This window comes from Acinetobacter sp. YH12138 (assembly GCF_015218525.1).
In the GTDB taxonomy this organism is placed as follows: Bacteria; Pseudomonadota; Gammaproteobacteria; order Pseudomonadales; family Moraxellaceae; genus Acinetobacter; species Acinetobacter amyesii.
This window is the reverse complement of record NZ_CP048670.1, coordinates 3,185,053-3,202,310: the sequence shown is the minus strand read 5'-3', so window position 1 is coordinate 3,202,310 and position 17,258 is coordinate 3,185,053. Positions and strand designations below refer to the sequence as shown.

Here is a 17,258-nt window from a genome sequence, read left to right as displayed (position 1 = left end):
GCTATGAAAACTCAACCCTATACGGTCGAACATTTAGATTCAGTTTTAGGCAGTCTTCATAGTTTGAAAACTGAATTTGAAAATAAGCATTTAACAGAACTCTTTGCTGAAGACCCTCAGCGATTCGAAAAATTCTCTGTGACTTTAGAGCCGGTGGTTTTTGATTTTAGTAAACATAGAGTCAATCAGCCCGTTGTCAAAAATCTAGTCCAGTGGGCACAGACACAAGATTTAACGTCGTGGATGAAACGTTTATTTTCTACTGAACAAATTAACTATACCGAACAGCGTGCAGCCATGCATTGGGCGCTACGGTTACCTAAAGATGATCAGTCTCATCCTGAATTAGCAGAACAAGTGCATACACAACTTGAGCGTATGTATGCTTTGGTAGAAAAAATTCATGCTGGCCAGTGCCGCGGCGTAACGGGTGAAGTCATTCAAGACGTGGTGAATATTGGGGTCGGAGGGTCAGACTTAGGACCACTGATGGTGAGTCATGCCTTATCTGATTTCAAAAAATCCACACATAAGCCACTCAATGTGCATTTTGTGTCGACGATAGATGGTAGCCAGCTTTCAGATTTATTGCATCAACTTCGCCCCGAAACCACGCTATTTATTATTTCTTCAAAATCGTTCGGGACCATTGATACCTTATCTAATGCGCAAACAGTGCGTTTATGGCTTGAAAAAGCACTTGGGCAAGAATCACAAATTTTAAAGCATCATTTTGTTGGCGTATCTACCAAAGCAGATAAAATGACAGAATGGGGTATTGCAGCCGAAAACCAATTTTTGCTCTGGGATTGGGTTGGCGGTCGCTATTCACTTTGGTCATGTATTGGTTTACCGATTGCACTGACGATTGGAGTTGATGGCTTTAAACAACTGTTAGCTGGCGCATATGCGGTAGACCAGCATTTTCAGACGGCACCTTTCGAACAAAATCTTCCTGTATTAATGGGCTTATTGGGTGCGTGGAATAATAATTTCCTTGATATTCATACTCATGCAGTACTGCCCTATGATGGGCGTTTGAAATATTTCGCCTCTTATTTGCAGCAGTTAGAAATGGAATCGAATGGTAAATCGATTCAACGCGATGGGAAAAAAGTAGATCTAGACACTTGTCCGATTATATGGGGGGAAGTGGGACCAAATGCGCAGCATGCTTTTTATCAATTGCTGCATCAAGGTAGTCAAGCAGTGAGTTGTGATTTTATTGCGCCAGTGCAGCGCTATCAGGCACAACAATTTACCTATGTCGATAATGCAGAGGCGCTGGTGGAACAGCATCATTTGGCCTTATCCAATTGTTTGGCTCAATCGCGCTTACTGGCATTTGGTAATCAAGCTTTAAATCAACAAGAAGTACAAGATTTGCCGGAATATAAACAATATGAAGGCAATCAACCAAGTTCAACCATTTTATTGCAAGAGCTAAATCCATATAGTTTGGGCATGTTGATTGCAATGTATGAACATAAAGTTTTTGTACAGTCGGTGCTTTGGAACATTAACCCGTTTGATCAATGGGGTGTAGAAAAAGGTAAGGAAATTGCCAATCAGTTACTGCCTATTTTGAATGGGGAACAGAATGATCTTTCTGCGCTAGACGCCTCAACACAAGGTTTATTGCAGATACTATTAGGAAAGAATAATGGCTAAAATTTTAGTAACAGGTGGTGCAGGTTATATTGGTTCACATACTTGTATTCAACTTTTGAGCGCAGGGCATGACGTTGTTGTACTGGATAATTTGTCCAACAGTTCTGTCGAATCCTTAGCACGTGTTCAAGCGTTGGCAGCTAAAACATTAGATTTTGTTGAAGGTGATATTCTCGATCAGCAAATTTTAGATCAAATTTTTCAGCATCACTCTATTGATGCAGTGATTCACTTTGCAGGTTTAAAAGCTGTGGGTGAAAGCCAAAAAGAGCCGCTAAAATATTTTGAAAATAATATCTCGGGTTCAATAAGCTTAGTTAAAGCAATGGAACGTGCTCAAGTATTTAAGTTAGTGTTTAGTTCATCTGCTACCGTTTACGATGAAGCCAATATTTCGCCTTTAAATGAAACTATGCCTACTGGTATGCCAAGCAATAACTATGGCTATACCAAACTGATTGTTGAGCAATTACTAGAGAAATTATCGGCTGCAGATGAGCGCTGGTCAATTGCATTGCTGCGTTATTTTAACCCTGTAGGCGCACATAAAAGTGGCCAAATGGGTGAAGACCCACAAGGAATTCCAAATAATTTGATGCCTTATGTCACACAGGTTGCAGTCGGCCGTCGTGATAAGTTGTCAATTTTTGGCAATGATTATGACACGGTAGATGGTACAGGTGTGCGTGATTATATTCACGTGGTCGATTTGGCCAATGCACATTTATGCGCATTGAATCATCGTTTAAAAACGAAAGGATGCCGCGCTTGGAATATTGGTACAGGCAATGGGATTTCAGTAAAACAAATTCGAGATACTTTTGAGAGGGTAAATGGTGTTGAGATACCCTTTGAATATGTACCTCGTCGAGAAGGTGATGTTGCAACTTCATTTGCTGATAATGCCCGTGCTGTCGCAGAGTTAGATTGGCAGCCTCAATATGGTTTAGAAGATATGTTGAAGGATAGCTGGAACTGGCAAAAGCAAAATCCAAATGGATACAACTAAGATTTAAATTTAGTTGTAAATTCATTAAAGACAGTATGGCAAATTTTGTATTTGTCATACTTCTAACTATTTAACTTAAGTATTGAATCATGTATTGATTGTGCAAAAATGATGATAGATCTTATCTTTTGTTTGAAAAAAATCGTTATCATATGTGAAAGATAAATTAACTGAAATAATATATGAAATATCAATCTCTTAGGGTTTTATCATTTGCCATTTTTTCTTCTCTAGCTCTGCCGGTTTACGCTCAAGGGATCATTTTGAATAATAATGATCTACGTACAGATCTAAATTGGCTGAATCAGCAAGGTGTGATCCAAATCAGCACTTCGACTTGGCCATTGAGTGGTGAAGAAATTCAGCGTGCATTATCTACTGCCAAAATTGAAAATAATGCTCAGCAGAAAGTTATCAATTCGGTTAAAGCAAGTTTAGATGCAGAAAATACTCCAATTAAGCTGGCTTTATTTGCTGAAACAGATCCACAAAACATTCCACAAAAATTTGCAGATGAGCAAAAATCGCAATATCAAGCCGCACTTGAATTGAATGCAGGTGGAAAGCAGTGGGATGCAAGACTGCGAGTCAATGCTGAAAAAGATCCAATCATTGACCATGGACATGATGTCAATTTAGAAGGTTCTTATATTGCAGGAAAATTGTGGAATCAATGGTTGATTGCGGGACAAATCCCAACCTATTGGGGACCTGGACATGAGGGTAGCTTAATTCGTGGTGATGCGAGTCGCCCTGTTTATGGTTTGACCATGCAGCGTGCTGAACAACAGGCCTTTGAAACAAAGTGGCTGTCATGGATTGGTCCTTGGCAATATCAAGCTTTTGCTGGCCGATTAGATGATTATAAAGCCGTTCCTGATACGAATTTATTAGGCCTACGCTTAACTGCACAGCCATTGCCTTATCTTGAGCTCGGTGCCTCAAGAACTTTTCAAATTGATGGTCAAGGGCAACCAGGTAGCTTAAAAGCATATTGGAATGCTTTTGTTGGGAAAGATAATGGATGTAATGATGGTGTATGTGTTGGTGAAGACAATGCATCGAATCAAATAGCAGGTTTTGATGCGCGCTTGAATCTGAATCATTTTACAGGCATCCCCATGAGTATGTATGCTCAATATGTGGGTGAGGATGAGGCAGGACTTCTACCTTCTAAGAAAATGTATTTGGCTGGAGTTGATTATTCCTCTCAACTGAATAGCATGCCTTATCAAATTTATGCAGAGTGGGCAGATACACGAACCAATGGTGATGCACTTGGTATTTCTTACGATCATCATATATATACAGATGGCTATTACCAACACGGCTTCCCGTTAGGGCATGCCATGGGCGGGGATGGTCAAATGCTAAGTCTTGGTGGAGATATTCGCTTTGATGTTATGAATCGCTTAAATGGACGAGTAGTGATGGCCAAAGTGAATCAGTCAAATTCAATGACTAATCATGCATTTGCGCAAAAAGATGAAATTAAAGCTTTAGATCTTACTTGGACACATTACTTAAAACCAAATGCGCCATTGAAGCTGAATGGATGGGTGAGTGATTCTGATGTCTATGGTCAAGATGCGGGAGTGTCTATCGGGGTCGAAATTCCATTGGATCGTTCACTATTTTAATCAGTCGTCAGCTTGGATAGAATTTCTTTTGAGTTAAGCTAAAAATAAACCATTCAACTTATTGAATAAGTTGAATGGTTTTTTATTAGCATGCAGAAAAATTTACCCTTGAATCAACTGTGTTAATTCATCGACATAATCTTGCATTGGTTTTGGATTTTGATCTTTTCGACTCTCAATATTTAAGCGCAATAATGGCTCTGTATTTGATGCTCGAACATTGAAGCGCCATGCACCAAAATTTAGACTGACACCATCCGTTTCATCAATCGCAGGATTTTGATCGGCAAAGTGATCAAAAATCTTTTGAATAGTGGCTTGAGTATCCGCAACTTTAAAATTGATTTCACCCGAACAAGGGAACTCTTCAATCATTTCTTCAACCAGTGAAGACAATGTTTGCTGGGTTTCTGAGAGTACAGAAATTGCCAATAACCAAGGAATCATACCGCTATCACAATAAGAGAAATCACGGAAGTAATGATGTGCTGACATTTCACCGCCATACACTGCATTGTGCTCACGCATTTTTTCTTTAATGTATGAATGCCCTGATTTAGACTGAATCGCTTCACCTTGGTACTGTTCAATGACATCAAAGGTATTCCAAACCAGACGAGGGTCATGCACAATTTTCTCACCAGATTGTTTCAGTAAGAATGCTTGTGCCAATAGACCGACAATATAATAGCCTTCAATGAATTGGCCTTTCTCATCAAATAAGAAGCAGCGGTCAAAGTCGCCATCCCAAGCGATACCCATATCTGCATGATGTTCAATCACCGCATTACGGGTGCTGTCACGGTTTTCAACAAGAATAGGGTTGGGAATACCATTCGGGAAAGTACCATCAGCATCATTATGAATTTTAATCAATTCTACTGGGAGGTTAAGTTGTTTGAACTTTGCTTCAATGGCATCAACCACATGACCAGCAGCGCCGTTGCCCGCATTCATGACTAATTTGAGTGGGCGAATTTTAGCAGGATTAATATAAGACATTAAATGATCAATATATTCAGGCAGAATATTGTACTTTTCAGTTAAGCCTTTGGCTGTAATTGCATTAAAGTTGCCTGATTCAGCCAGTAAGCGAATTTCTTTTAGACCTGAATCTGCTCCAATGGGGCGTGCATTTTCGCGGACCAATTTCATGCCGTTATAGTCCATTGGATTATGACTTGCGGTAATTTCGATGCCACCTTGTACATCAAGATGAAAAGCGCCGAAATAGACTTCTTCAGTCCCAGTCATACCTAAATCTAAAACATCAACACCCGCATCATTCAGACCTTTGATGGTGGCTTGCTTTAAAGCTTCACTGCTTAGGCGGATGTCGCAGCCAACCACAATTTTTTTAGGTTGATAAATTTGCCCATAAGCGCGACCGATTTTATAAGCAATCTCTTCATTGAGTTCTGTACCGAGTTTGCCGCGAATGTCATAGGCTTTAAAACAAGTAAGTTGTGTCATCTAAATTCTCGAAATAATTCCTGCGAAGTAAGGAAGGTATGATTATAGAAGGAAAATCGCTCCTATATGCCAAGATACTGTTTAACCTTTATATTGATTTTACCTTTGCTAAGATTCGTTGAGCCCAGTCAACATAATAATTTACATCGTCTAGTTGTTCCTTTTTTGAAGGATGATTAATTGTAGTAAAGGCGGTAATACCTCTTACTTCAGATATAAACTTTTTAGGCCAACTGAGTGATTGAGAAAGTATTGAATTGTTTAATTTTTCGAAATCTATCTCAATTAATAATTGAGTTTTTTCTTCATATCGGAGTAATAGTGTAGAGATGTTCTTTTTTCCATCTGATGTATCAATTTCACATAGATAGAATTGTTCATCATTTTTTGTGTTTATAATTCTATAGACATAAAAGTATCGTAGTTGATTGGCGTTAGAAAACTTGTGGCCTCGGAAACGTTTATATTTTTTAAACGGTGAATTCTTAATTTCTTTGATTTCATATCCTTTTTGTTCAATTTTGTCCAATACCTTAATCAAGTCTTTATGAGTGACTCGCTCTAGTTGAATATCTGATTCTGTTGTAACTCCAGGCAGAGTACCCTCTATATCTCCTTCTCCGCCAGCAAATCCTTCTTCTTGATTTTGGTCTTTATCCATCTGCTTTCGTCTTTGCCGTATGGTAGTTTCGGAAGGGGGCGTCTCTAAAGAAATTTTTAATTCTTCTATCGTATAAATTTTTCCTGGGAGGTTTCTTAGTTTGGCTATTAGTTTATCGATATCTGCATCAGCTTTTTGATTTAATTTTTCTCTAGGTGGACATGTTGGTGTTGACTGCTTGGGATTTTGTCCTTGAGCATTTTTTATTTGTTGTATAATCTTTTTTGAAGTGAAATGAAATTGAATAGGGCGGTTGATAGCTGTATCAAGATTTTTGAAAGACGTGATGCGCTCAATTCTGTAAATACCTGTTTTTTTATTAAAAATACCCTCTACTGTTAGGTTAATATTTTTGATATTAGGAGCTTCCATATCAAAATTAAAGCTTTTAACACCTTTTTGATCAACAATTGTTTTTTGATAAATACTAAGGAAGGCCTTATTTAAGTCCGGCTGTAATAAAATTAAAGCTAGCTTCTTTAAAAAATGAGGATCAGAGATATCAGCTCTCATAATTTTTTTGTTTTGCGCAATATTAATATGTATAGCATTTTCATCATTCATATCCACTAAAATATCTGTTGAATAATTTTCTGCAAAAAGTGCTGCACGTAAAAGATAGGGGTGTGAAAAAAATAGATCCCGAGCAAGAATAAGCTTAGGTAAAAGAATTGTCATATTTTTCTTTAATATGGGTGAATCATAATTAAACTCAAAGTATAACTGACCGTTATGCGTTTTTTGATAATTGTTCTTGGATAAATCTAAAACGTTGAGCGCTGAAAAATCCACTGATTTCAGGGTGTGGTTAAATAATTTCTGTGGATCAGGATTGGCAATTGGAGTTTTATGGTAATAAAGAAGAATACTTTCAATTGGCAATTTAAGATGAATATACCGTTTAATAAGAGGGTTAAATAAACAAGTATCAATATCAAACCGAGTTTGACCATGTCGACTAATTTTTTTCGCAGTATAATAAATCATATCTTTCGGTAAATATTCGATCAGACAATCACTCATTTTTAATTTCACCCCCAAATACTATTAAAAAATCTACGAGCTTCTGGCGTTAATCGTTCAGGGCTTAATCCGGATAGTCGAAGAAAAACACTCGGTGGATAGAACTGATTTTCAGTGTATTGGCGAATAAATGTTCGTGTAAGACGGCGTATTTGATAACAATCTGCAGACTCAGCGTAACGCTCTAGAAAGGCGGTGGTGAGTGGTAAAAACCTCCAGTTTTTTTCAATCATACTTACCGAGCCAAGTTGCTTAATAAAAAACTTTTTTGTCCATTGTGGAGAGTCGAGATCTTCTAATAATTGATCCCGGATTTTGATGAGTTGTTTAATCAATTGTTGATCTCGCTTTTTCCAATCTACACGTGGCTTGGGAATGGCTGAAGGTAATACCACAGCAGATTTATTTGTCAGTAATAGCCAGTTCTTATGATTACGATATAACCGAGCGTAAAGTGCAGGATCACATTGACGTGCCTGCTTAACAGAATTTTTCTGAATTAATTTTGTCCATTGTTTTTGATCTTCAGATAATATCATATCTATTTTATTATTAACCCATACAGGGGGAGCTTCGTGCTGCTGATCTAAGTTTGTTTTTTCTATAGATGCTAAGCTAACATATTGCTTATATGTTTCAATTGGTTTTTGCTCTGGAACCAGCGATTTTAATACAATGCAATGCTCAAGATAAGAAAATGCTTTACGATGTTTCCTGCACATATTTTTGAGCCAGCAGTTCTCAGAAAGAAGATCATCTAAATGATAGTATTTAAGAAAGCTTTCGCCCCAGTAATCTAAGACAAGGTGACGAATTTTTTCGTAGTTGATATTTTTTTGACCTGACAGTAAGCCTCTGTCTTTCAATAGATTGAAGTAGGCATTTGATAAAATCGAAACATCTTGTACTGCAATATGGCTAGATTGAATAAGTAGATCCTCGATTATTTTTGCTAACTCTAGATGACGCTTTAAGTCTTGTGAATTAATAAAAAGTTGTGAGGAGTCAATAAGGACATTTAAATGAGCATTATAAAATCTTCGGTCTAGCCCATTGCAAGGAACAGAGCTGACAAAAAGGGCAGATTCATGCTTTATGCAATATTCATATCCTGTAATCTGCCAGCTGCGTTTCCAGTAAACTTCACCATATTGCTCCATCTGTTCTTGCCAGCAATGAGGGCAGAACCGAAAAAAATTTACAGATTTGATTCGTGACGCATTTTTTCCCAACTTGGTATGTAATGATTGATACTGTTCACCCTGTAATACATGTACAGCATAACGCATCACTGTATCAGGTTGAAATGGTTGATAAATTGGTAATAAGGTGTGGTGGTTGATTAAATAGAGTGCATCATAGCAATCGGGTAAATAACTAGCCAATTTTCCTATATGAGATGGTAAATCGTAAGTTGGCGTCAAATTTCTATTATTGAATAATTCTTCAGTAAGGTATTTGGGACTTAAAATTCCATTGTGAATAGCATAACGTGCAATCACGCTGTAAATTAACTCATCTGGATATGGTATTGGAAAATTTGAAATCATAATACACTTACTCTCTATTTTTTGTTTAATGCAACACAGGAGAGGTGGGATCAAACAAATAGTGAGATGATTTTAATAGCTCATAAACATCTACTTCCTTTTCTTGTGCTTGACTGAAAAAATTCCGTAAGTCATTGGCTTCAGTGCTCTTCCATTCTTCTGCTTTCATGACTTTGCGTGATGTTCTTGGTTTTCTTACCGAAGTTGTGGTCTGAGGCTGGTCCAATTTATCTTTTGCTACAGAGCCGTCTAATACTTCCAGAATATGCTGGAGTAGTACCTGTAAGTTCTCGTTTGGATATTTTTTTAATGCAGAAGTGACATGCAGATCTATTGTAGCAGCGGGGTGACCTAAGGCCGTTAGCATACCTATAAGTGTGGAATAATGTGGTCCTAGATCTTTATGCTGTTTTTCCGTTTTTAATGCAGCTTTGAAACGGTGTTGTTCAACATATTCCTCAATTTGAACTTGAGGGATAGTTAAGTCAGAATACCGTGCAATACGTGTGGGGTTGCCTGAGCGGAGTGCATCCAAAATATCGTGGACTGGCTGTAATTGTTCTTCGTAGACTTTTTTAAAAAGTTCAGATGTGATTTTTTCCAGACCAATGGTGATTGCATGAATCTGCACCAAGCAGAACAGTTTAACCACTAAATCTGGAATGCCCTGCGTATAATAATACCAAGTGTTTCTTAATTCATCGGTCAGTTCAGCTGGTTGTTGAACCCATTGATATTGCCACAGCTTGTTGGTAAAAGCATACCATTCGGAAATGATCATTTGATCAGGGGTGCTAGGATCGGGAGTGGGTGCTTCATTGCGCATAGGTTCCCAGATTAAAGAGCCTAATCCCGCACTGCGTCTAGCTGATCTTAAGTCTTCTTGCAGAATTTCATTGGCTTTGGGTGTCCCAATCATCACAATTGGAATGGATGCCACATTCACAAGTGTGACAAAGAAATTAAGAATGATTTCAGCCCCGCCAGATTTTTTTGTATTCAAATGCTGGATTTCATCAATGATTAAAAGTCCAATAGAATAATTATTTGCGATAATTTTCATCTGCTGCAGCATGGCATTCACATTTAAGCGACTTCTGGTGAAACGATGCTCGAAGTTTGTATCTCCTAATGCTAAATCTACTGCTCTAAAAAAGTTTGAGCATAAGTTTTTTAAAGAGCTGTCATGCGGACAATCAATTTTAAGGTAAACAATTTGTTTTAATCCCAGCTCTCTATGTTCAATCACTTGCGGGTAATAACGCAAAATTTTGTTCATTGTCGTTGTTTTACCGCTTCCCGAACATCCTATAATTGACATGCTGGTTGCAGTCGACTCTGGAGGTGCATAGCGGTAAGAGCTTTCATTTGATGGTTCTAGTTGCTGAAAAGCAGCGTGTAAATGTCGATGTCTATCCCCATTAGTGATGTTTCTACTCACATAACCTTGCCGAATCATAATAGAAATTTTTTGCTCAAGGGATAGATGTTTGGTCAGTGGTTGAAAAAAATCATGAGGCAATTGAGCAATCAGATGGATTCTTTCGGGTTGGGGCAAGAAACGCTGCTCTGGAATAAATTTCAGTTTCCCTCGTAGGTGTTTAATGACCGACTTAGTGTCAAGGATAGGCGGTAATTGAGTAATAAGAGGATTATCCCCATAGATGTCTTCTATTGATGTATTGAGCGCGAGTTCATTATTATTCATTCTTCATCGTCCTCTTCGAATAATTGTCTCATTAAATCTGGCTGACTGGTCAAATCCAGATTGCTATTTTGAGATGGGGGTGTTTGAGTATTATTTTGGTTGGGATGGATAGTTCGGATAGAATTAACAGGCCTGTTTTGGAGGTGTTCCGCACGTTCCACTTGAATCGCTTCTTGTTTGTTCTGGCGGATATCTCTAGTACGTTGTGCTTTAGAAAGTTGATGCACTCCTGCTTGGGTCTGTCGACTTTGTGCAGTTTGGATGATTTTGTCAGTAAAATCCTGTAATTCACTGACAGCTACAGACTTCAGTTGTGAATGTTGTTTTTCAACAATTTTAATTGCCTTATAGATTTGTTCAGCTTCCCACCAAGTTAAATGCTGATATTGACGTGAAGCATCACTTAAATGTGCTTCCCAGTATTCCAATTTATTTTCATCAAAGAAAACATATATAGTATTTACTGAATATGGGTCAAAACCAATCTGTAGTTTTTTGGGGCGAGATTTTGCAGTGTTTCGAATAAACCAGCCCTGTTTATGCATTTCCACACATTGATAGACTAATCCTTTGACTTTAAGCCCGTGGTCACTTAATGAAGCATCGATCCTAGGTAGCAAGCCAACAGATAGTGATTTACTATCCACTTGTCTCAACATCCCAGTACGGTGCTGTAGACCCCACTGCCAGAGCTTAAGGGGGATAGAAGGTAGGTCAGTCGGCATATCGGCACTACGATCATATTTTGTCAAAATATCAAAATTATTGCGTAACAAGACGCAGCTTAATATGATTTTTCTGAACTCTTCCAGAGTTAGACAAGCTTCTAGTCGATAATCATGTCCGCCTTTCTTTTTTTCCTTGAATCCAGAAACAACACCAATATTCTCGTAGGATTTAAAGCGTGACTGAATGATTCCGAAAGCTCTCTCCACAATACCTTTGGCATCGCTTCGATAGGGTGGCGCATTTTCAATACGAACAGAAAAGTTTTTTTCAAGAAGTTCTATTTGATAGCCAATTAGTTCACCGCGGTCTGCAAGTATGGCATTAGGTAAACCATAAATAGGCCAGTCTTCCGGTTGTATTTGCAAGCCATAACTCTGACAGAATGTAACTTTATCTTGGATTGCGACGCTGAGGCATTGTATAGCTGTGTTAAATGAACTATTTTCCATACCGACATAAAGTCCAGTAATCATCCGGCTAAATACATCGATAACAATATATACGGTAGGTCTGCCAATAATTTGTGATGGATCTCGTGATGATACAAGGTAGATATCAGCAACTGTTGAATCTATCTCATAACGTGCACCTGGACCATTTGCTTGCTTTGTTGCTGTTGAAGTCAGAGGTTTGTGATCTTTCAGGGTTTTCTGATTCTTCAGAATTTCCTTGGAATTGTTCTTATTTCTATATCGCGTATTATAAAAGTAGTAGAATTGAGCATACGTTGGAATATCTCCAGCTTGCACTTGATGAAAGTGCTTGGAAAATAAATTTTTAAACCGAAGATAAGTTTCGTTAATGGATTGTTTTTTGACAGGAACTAAATACTCTTCGATGGCTTTCTTAAAATATAATTCAACCTGTTCAGTAACATTCTTACCTTCATTTGATTCATAGATGCGTGGTCTGCCAATTTTTTTATCACCTATCGTTCTTTTTTGGCCTTTTCCACCTGAGTTTTCATAGTCCGGTACCAAAGCATTTATCGTTTGACCACGCTGCCAGTAGCGTCTTAGGAGTCGTAGAATTTTATTAATTGATACTTCTTTCTCTAGATGTAGAGTTTTAATTTTTGCAGTCCTGATTTTTGCATTGATAAGAACTTGTTCATCATTAATTAAATCTTGAATAATTAAAAAGTTTTCATCTCTTTTTTTGAGTTGAATAGAATCTTCACTCAAGTTTAATCGTTTTAAGTATTCATAAGGATCTTGCGCTGGTATCAGGCTTTGATCATCTGAGAGAGTTTGAAGTTCCTTAGACAAAATGAGTTCAGGAAAAGCATTTTTATTATCAATCGCAATCCATACCGTATACTGCGGTAAGAATTTGAGTATTCGGTATTGTGTTGAATTCAAGATGTAAACTGAATTAATTAGTTGCATGGACTGTATTCTCATTCTGGAGCAAATTACTTGCATGAATATCAGAGAGTTTAAGCTCCAAGTACGAAATTTCTAGATTAAATTGAAGTATTCGCAGTGCAAATAATTTTCTAAACAATGCGAGCGTCGCTCCGATACCCATTTTTTGAGTTTGGTCAAAATGCTTACAAAATTGGATTAATGAGCTTTGAGGGTACTGGCTAATTTCTTCCATAAAATAAACTGCTAGATCGATCATGTGATTTGTTATTTCAAGGTCATTTTTTTCTACATACAACCATTTAATGTTCTCTAGTACCGTAGCAGGAATGTCTTTTTCAGTAATCAACTTGAACGGCGTATTGTGCTCTTCTTCCCAATAGCGACGTTTAATTTCTAATGACTCAATAACATGAGCTTTATTCAGATCTTTGCTGTAAAGAGTGTCAAGGGCTATAGAAAACTTACCAAAATCAACTAAAAAATCTGAAGATAGGGTAAAAGGTATATAGTCAATCGACACTTTTTTCATTCGGAAACGAGAACAGATGGAGTTAAGATCATAGATATCCAAAGGATAATGCTCGCGAATATCTGTAACGTTCTGATTCCAGTCAAGCAGTAAAAAGGTAGATAGCTCTAGATCAGAAAATAAGTGATGAAGACGTTTACTGACACGGCCTTGTACTCTGTGAGAGCGACCAATTGAACTGAAGTTTTGAACAGTTTTACAAGGTTTATAATCGCGTCCATGGCCCTGGCCATACCCTTCTGTTACTAGTTCTTCATAGTTTTTTATAATTTTTGCCATACAGAAGACCTGTGGGTTTTGGTGGATAATTAATCATATCTGAAGCGGGTTAATTTTGTATTTAGCAAAAACATACAAACTTAAATATATTTATATACAAACAAAATTTTATAATTTTTATTTAATTATTTATTTAATTCAGCAACTTAATAATTAATATGGTATTTTAATACTCAATTAATGAGTTTAAAAAAACGTTGATGATAGGCAAAAGTATTCAAATTACATCTTAGTAAACATCGTTGCATATTCTTATGTAAACCAATTGCATATTCAGACTCAAACCCGACCATTCATTCTGGTTCATAGTAAAATGCTTATTTTCTATTCCAAATATTTTAGAACAAAATATGTAAATTTGGATCTTAAAGTACTACCTTAATCTGCTATAATTTGTACATCATTATGATGTACAAATTGGTGGAAAATATGGCTAACTTAGCAACAGAACGAATCAATGTTCGTTCAACCGTAGATGCAAAGAATGTAATTGAGCAAGCTGCGAATTTATTGGGTCTTAGTGTGAGTTCCTTTATGATCCAATCCTCATTTGAACGAGCAAAAGAATTACTTAAATCTAATCACGAGTTAAAAGTAAATAATGCTGATCGTGATATGTTAATGAATTTGCTTGAAAATCCACGCCCTGCAAATGATGAGATGAAAAATTTAATGAGTTTATTGGATGAAAATTGAGGTTTTACAAGCCCATCATCAGAAAAAATCATTTAATTGTGGGCAAGATGATTTAAATAAGTTCATAAAACAATACGCATCCCAACATCAGAAATCAGGAACAAGTAAAACCTATGTTGCTATTGATGATGCACAGGTGAGGGGATTTTATTGTCTATCAAGTACCTCTATAGGATTTGATGGGGTTGATGCTGTTCTCACTAAACGATTACCTCGTTATCCCTTACCTTGTGTGGTTGTGGGTCGCTTTGCCGTTGATCAAGCAGCACAGGGGCAAGGAGTTGGAAAAGTACTTTTAGCACATGCTCTTAAACAAGTTTCAAAAGTTGCTCAAATTATTGGCGTAAATTTTGTTGTAATACATGCTAAGGATCAAAAAGCTATGGAGTTTTATCAGCGGTTTGGCTTTATCTCATTAACATCAAATCCATTAACATTAATATATCCAGTGAATGAAATACCTCATTTTAAATAAGGTGGGCTGCTAGTAACAGGAATAGCTAATAGACTTATTCAGAGTTTGCACATAGTTCCTTATCCCTTATTTTGCTTTATGACCAAATACTGCGTCTAATTATGGTAATTTAATTAAGTTTGTTTTATTTTTTATCTTAAGTTGTTGATATATCTTATTCATTGTTTTTTGTTTTTAAAATTAAGTTTGTATTAATATTTACTATCTTTAATTCTAGATGAAATTAAGTTTGCATAATATTCTTCCGCATTTAAAATGCGAATTCTTGCGCAGAAAGGCGAAGCATACTTTAAATAAAAATGAAATTTTTTCAAGGTGAGGTCAAAAAGGAATGCTTTTTGAATCTAGGGTGAGATTTTTATATGTCTATCTAATTGAATATATTAGTAATAATTTTATATTTCTGGTTTGACTCTAATTTGAATTTAATTATATTAAAAACCCTGTAGACTTGGTGAAGAATCACTGGGTCTACAGGGTGGGGTTATTCGTTTACTTCATTAATATCCAAACTTAAATAATTAAATCTAAACTTAATTATTTGGTACAAACTTAATTATACGAACACACAAATCACCTGACTTATTGTCAGAAACTTATTCCACCGTCACGGATTTTGCCAAGTTACGTGGCTGATCGACATCAGTACCACGCAACACCGCAACATGGTATGACAAAAGTTGAACTGGAATGCTATACACAATCGGCGCCAAGATTTCATTCACACTTGGCACATACACAACATGTTGACGATCTTTAGTTTTAATGCCGCTATTCTCATCGGCAAAGACAAACAGCTCACCGCCACGTGCTTGTACTTCTTCCATGTTCGATTTGAGTTTGTCCAACATGTCATCTTGTGGAGCTAGAATCACCACAGGCATATCATTATCAACCAGTGCCAATGGACCATGTTTTAATTCACCAGCCGCGTAGCCTTCTGCATGGATGTATGAAATCTCTTTAAGTTTTAAAGCACCTTCAAGGGCGATAGGGAACTCAGTTCCACGACCCAAGAATAGACAGTGATTTTTTTCAACAAATAATTCTGATAGACGTAGAATCTCAGCATTATTTTGTAAAGTATCTAAAATCACTTTCGGTGTATGCCAAAGCGCTGCAATAATTTCAGAGATACGGTCATTTGAAATGCTTTGCTTAATTTGACCAATTTTCAATACCAATAGCATCAATGCCGCAAGCTGTGTGGTAAATGCTTTAGTCGAAGCAACACCAATTTCAGGGCCTGCGAGTGTTAACAAACTGTAGTTGGTTTCACGTACCATTGACGAAGTTGCGACGTTGCAAATGGTCATGGTGGTGATATTCAAGCTTTTCGCTGCTGCACGTTTTTGCGTATCACGCAGTGCAGCTAAAGTATCGGCTGTTTCACCTGATTGAGAAATACAAACATACAGTGTGTTATTCACAATCACAGGCGAGCGATAACGGAATTCACTGGCAATTTCGACTTGGCAAGGCACGTCAATCAGTTGTTCAAACCAATATTTGGCAATCATGCCGGCATGGTAGCTGGTACCACATGCGATGATTTGCACTTGTTGAATTTGGCTGAAGTCTTGAGCTGCATTGGCAAGAAAATCATCACGAAGCGCATTACCATTTAAGGCTTGAGAAATCGTTTGTTTAATCGCTTCAGGCTGCTCATAAATTTCTTTGAGCATATAGTGTTTATATTCACCTTTTGAAGCATTGCTGACAGTCGCATCAAGCTCTTTGATTGGACGATTCACTAATTTACCATCGACGAATACTTCAATGGTATTACGAGTTAAACGTGCAATATCACCTTCTTCAAGGTAGATAAAACGGTTGGTAATTGGTAAAAGTGCCAATTGATCCGAGCTAATAAAGTTCTCGCCAATACCGACACCAATCACGAGAGGTGAACCTTCACGCACCGTGATTAATTCATCAGGATGGTCTGTATGTACGATACCCAGTGCATAAGCACCTTTGAGTTGAGGCACCACACTTTTAACCGCTTCTAAAAGACTCGGGGTGCTTTTTAAAGCGTCATTGACTAAATGTGCGACAACTTCTGTATCTGTTTGTGATGTAAAGACATAACCAAGCGCTTCAAGATCATCTTTAAGCTCTTGATAGTTTTCAATAATACCGTTATGAACAACAGCCACATTGCCTGAAATATGCGGATGGGCATTATTTTCAGTCGGTTTACCATGGGTTGCCCAGCGCGTATGTGCAATACCGACCGAACCTGCGATATCTGCTTCTTCAACGGCTTGTTCAAGATTTGCAACTTTACCTACGCGACGTTCACGTAGAACATGGCCTTTATTAATCAGCGCTAAACCCGCAGAGTCATATCCACGATATTCAAGACGCTTTAAGCCTTCAATTAAAATATTGGTAATACTACGTTCTGCAACGCCACCGACAATACCGCACATAATTTAATCC

General features: G+C 37.4%; 12 protein-coding genes. 5 read left to right on the top strand and 7 right to left on the bottom strand.

Annotated features, from left to right (window positions below; all coding sequences use genetic code 11):
• Window positions 1–3 precede the first annotated feature (3 nt).
• The 3 genes from pgi to G0029_RS15565 all read left to right on the top strand — a co-directional run bounded on the left by pgi (window position 4) and on the right by G0029_RS15565 (window position 4,320).
• On the top strand, window positions 4–1,671 hold the full coding sequence (pgi, locus tag G0029_RS15575) for a glucose-6-phosphate isomerase (protein ID WP_373685914.1): 1,668 nt from the start codon (window positions 4–6) through the stop codon (window positions 1,669–1,671).
• The gene (galE, locus tag G0029_RS15570) at window positions 1,664–2,680 is read left to right on the top strand and encodes a UDP-glucose 4-epimerase GalE (protein WP_180110091.1); all 1,017 of its coding nucleotides are present in this window, start codon (window positions 1,664–1,666) and stop codon (window positions 2,678–2,680) included. The genes pgi and galE overlap by 8 nt, the downstream gene beginning before the upstream one ends.
• 182 nt (window positions 2,681–2,862) lie before the next feature.
• Window positions 2,863–4,320 carry a capsule assembly Wzi family protein gene (locus G0029_RS15565; RefSeq protein WP_180110092.1) on the top strand — a complete coding sequence of 486 codons (1,458 nt, stop codon included), beginning with the start codon at window positions 2,863–2,865 and terminating at the stop codon, window positions 4,318–4,320.
• Window positions 4,321–4,422: 102 nt separating this feature from the next.
• Here the strand turns inward: G0029_RS15565 and G0029_RS15560 are convergent, their stop codons facing one another.
• From G0029_RS15560 to G0029_RS15535, 6 genes are all read right to left on the bottom strand, one after another.
• Window positions 4,423–5,793 (bottom strand): phosphomannomutase CpsG, encoded by a 1,371-nt coding sequence (locus tag G0029_RS15560; protein ID WP_180105749.1) that lies wholly within the window; start codon window positions 5,791–5,793, stop codon window positions 4,423–4,425.
• An 88-nt stretch (window positions 5,794–5,881) separates the two neighbouring features.
• Entirely contained in the window at window positions 5,882–7,477 is a 1,596-nt protein-coding gene (locus G0029_RS15555; protein ID WP_180105748.1) for a Tn7-like element transposition protein TnsE, read from the bottom strand.
• Window positions 7,478–7,485: 8 nt separating this feature from the next.
• Entirely contained in the window at window positions 7,486–9,027 is a 1,542-nt protein-coding gene (locus tag G0029_RS15550) for a TnsD family Tn7-like transposition protein (RefSeq protein ID WP_180035096.1), read from the bottom strand.
• 25 nt (window positions 9,028–9,052) lie between these two features.
• Complete coding sequence (locus G0029_RS15545; protein ID WP_180110093.1) at window positions 9,053–10,735, bottom strand: AAA family ATPase; 1,683 nt, start codon at window positions 10,733–10,735, stop codon at window positions 9,053–9,055.
• Window positions 10,732–12,852: a DDE-type integrase/transposase/recombinase gene (locus G0029_RS15540; protein ID WP_180110094.1), complete on the bottom strand. Its 2,121-nt coding sequence runs from the start codon at window positions 12,850–12,852 to the stop codon at window positions 10,732–10,734. Before G0029_RS15540 ends, G0029_RS15545 begins: the two co-directional genes overlap by 4 nt.
• Window positions 12,839–13,642 carry a TnsA endonuclease C-terminal domain-containing protein gene (locus tag G0029_RS15535; RefSeq protein WP_180003570.1) on the bottom strand — a complete coding sequence of 268 codons (804 nt, stop codon included), beginning with the start codon at window positions 13,640–13,642 and terminating at the stop codon, window positions 12,839–12,841. Before G0029_RS15535 ends, G0029_RS15540 begins: the two co-directional genes overlap by 14 nt.
• 429 nt (window positions 13,643–14,071) lie before the next feature.
• Here G0029_RS15535 and G0029_RS15530 point away from each other — a divergent pair, with 429 nt between their 5' ends.
• Complete coding sequence (locus G0029_RS15530; RefSeq protein ID WP_039890759.1) at window positions 14,072–14,338, top strand: DUF1778 domain-containing protein; 267 nt, start codon at window positions 14,072–14,074, stop codon at window positions 14,336–14,338.
• A complete protein-coding gene (locus tag G0029_RS15525; RefSeq protein WP_180003567.1) occupies window positions 14,328–14,813 on the top strand; it encodes a GNAT family N-acetyltransferase in 486 nt (161 codons plus the stop codon). The genes G0029_RS15530 and G0029_RS15525 overlap by 11 nt, the downstream gene beginning before the upstream one ends.
• 596 nt (window positions 14,814–15,409) lie before the next feature.
• On the opposite strand, the gene glmS is transcribed toward G0029_RS15525, so the two are convergent.
• The gene (gene glmS / locus G0029_RS15520; protein WP_180107678.1) at window positions 15,410–17,248 is read right to left on the bottom strand and encodes a glutamine--fructose-6-phosphate transaminase (isomerizing); all 1,839 of its coding nucleotides are present in this window, start codon (window positions 17,246–17,248) and stop codon (window positions 15,410–15,412) included.
• Window positions 17,249–17,258: the final 10 nt, after the last annotated feature.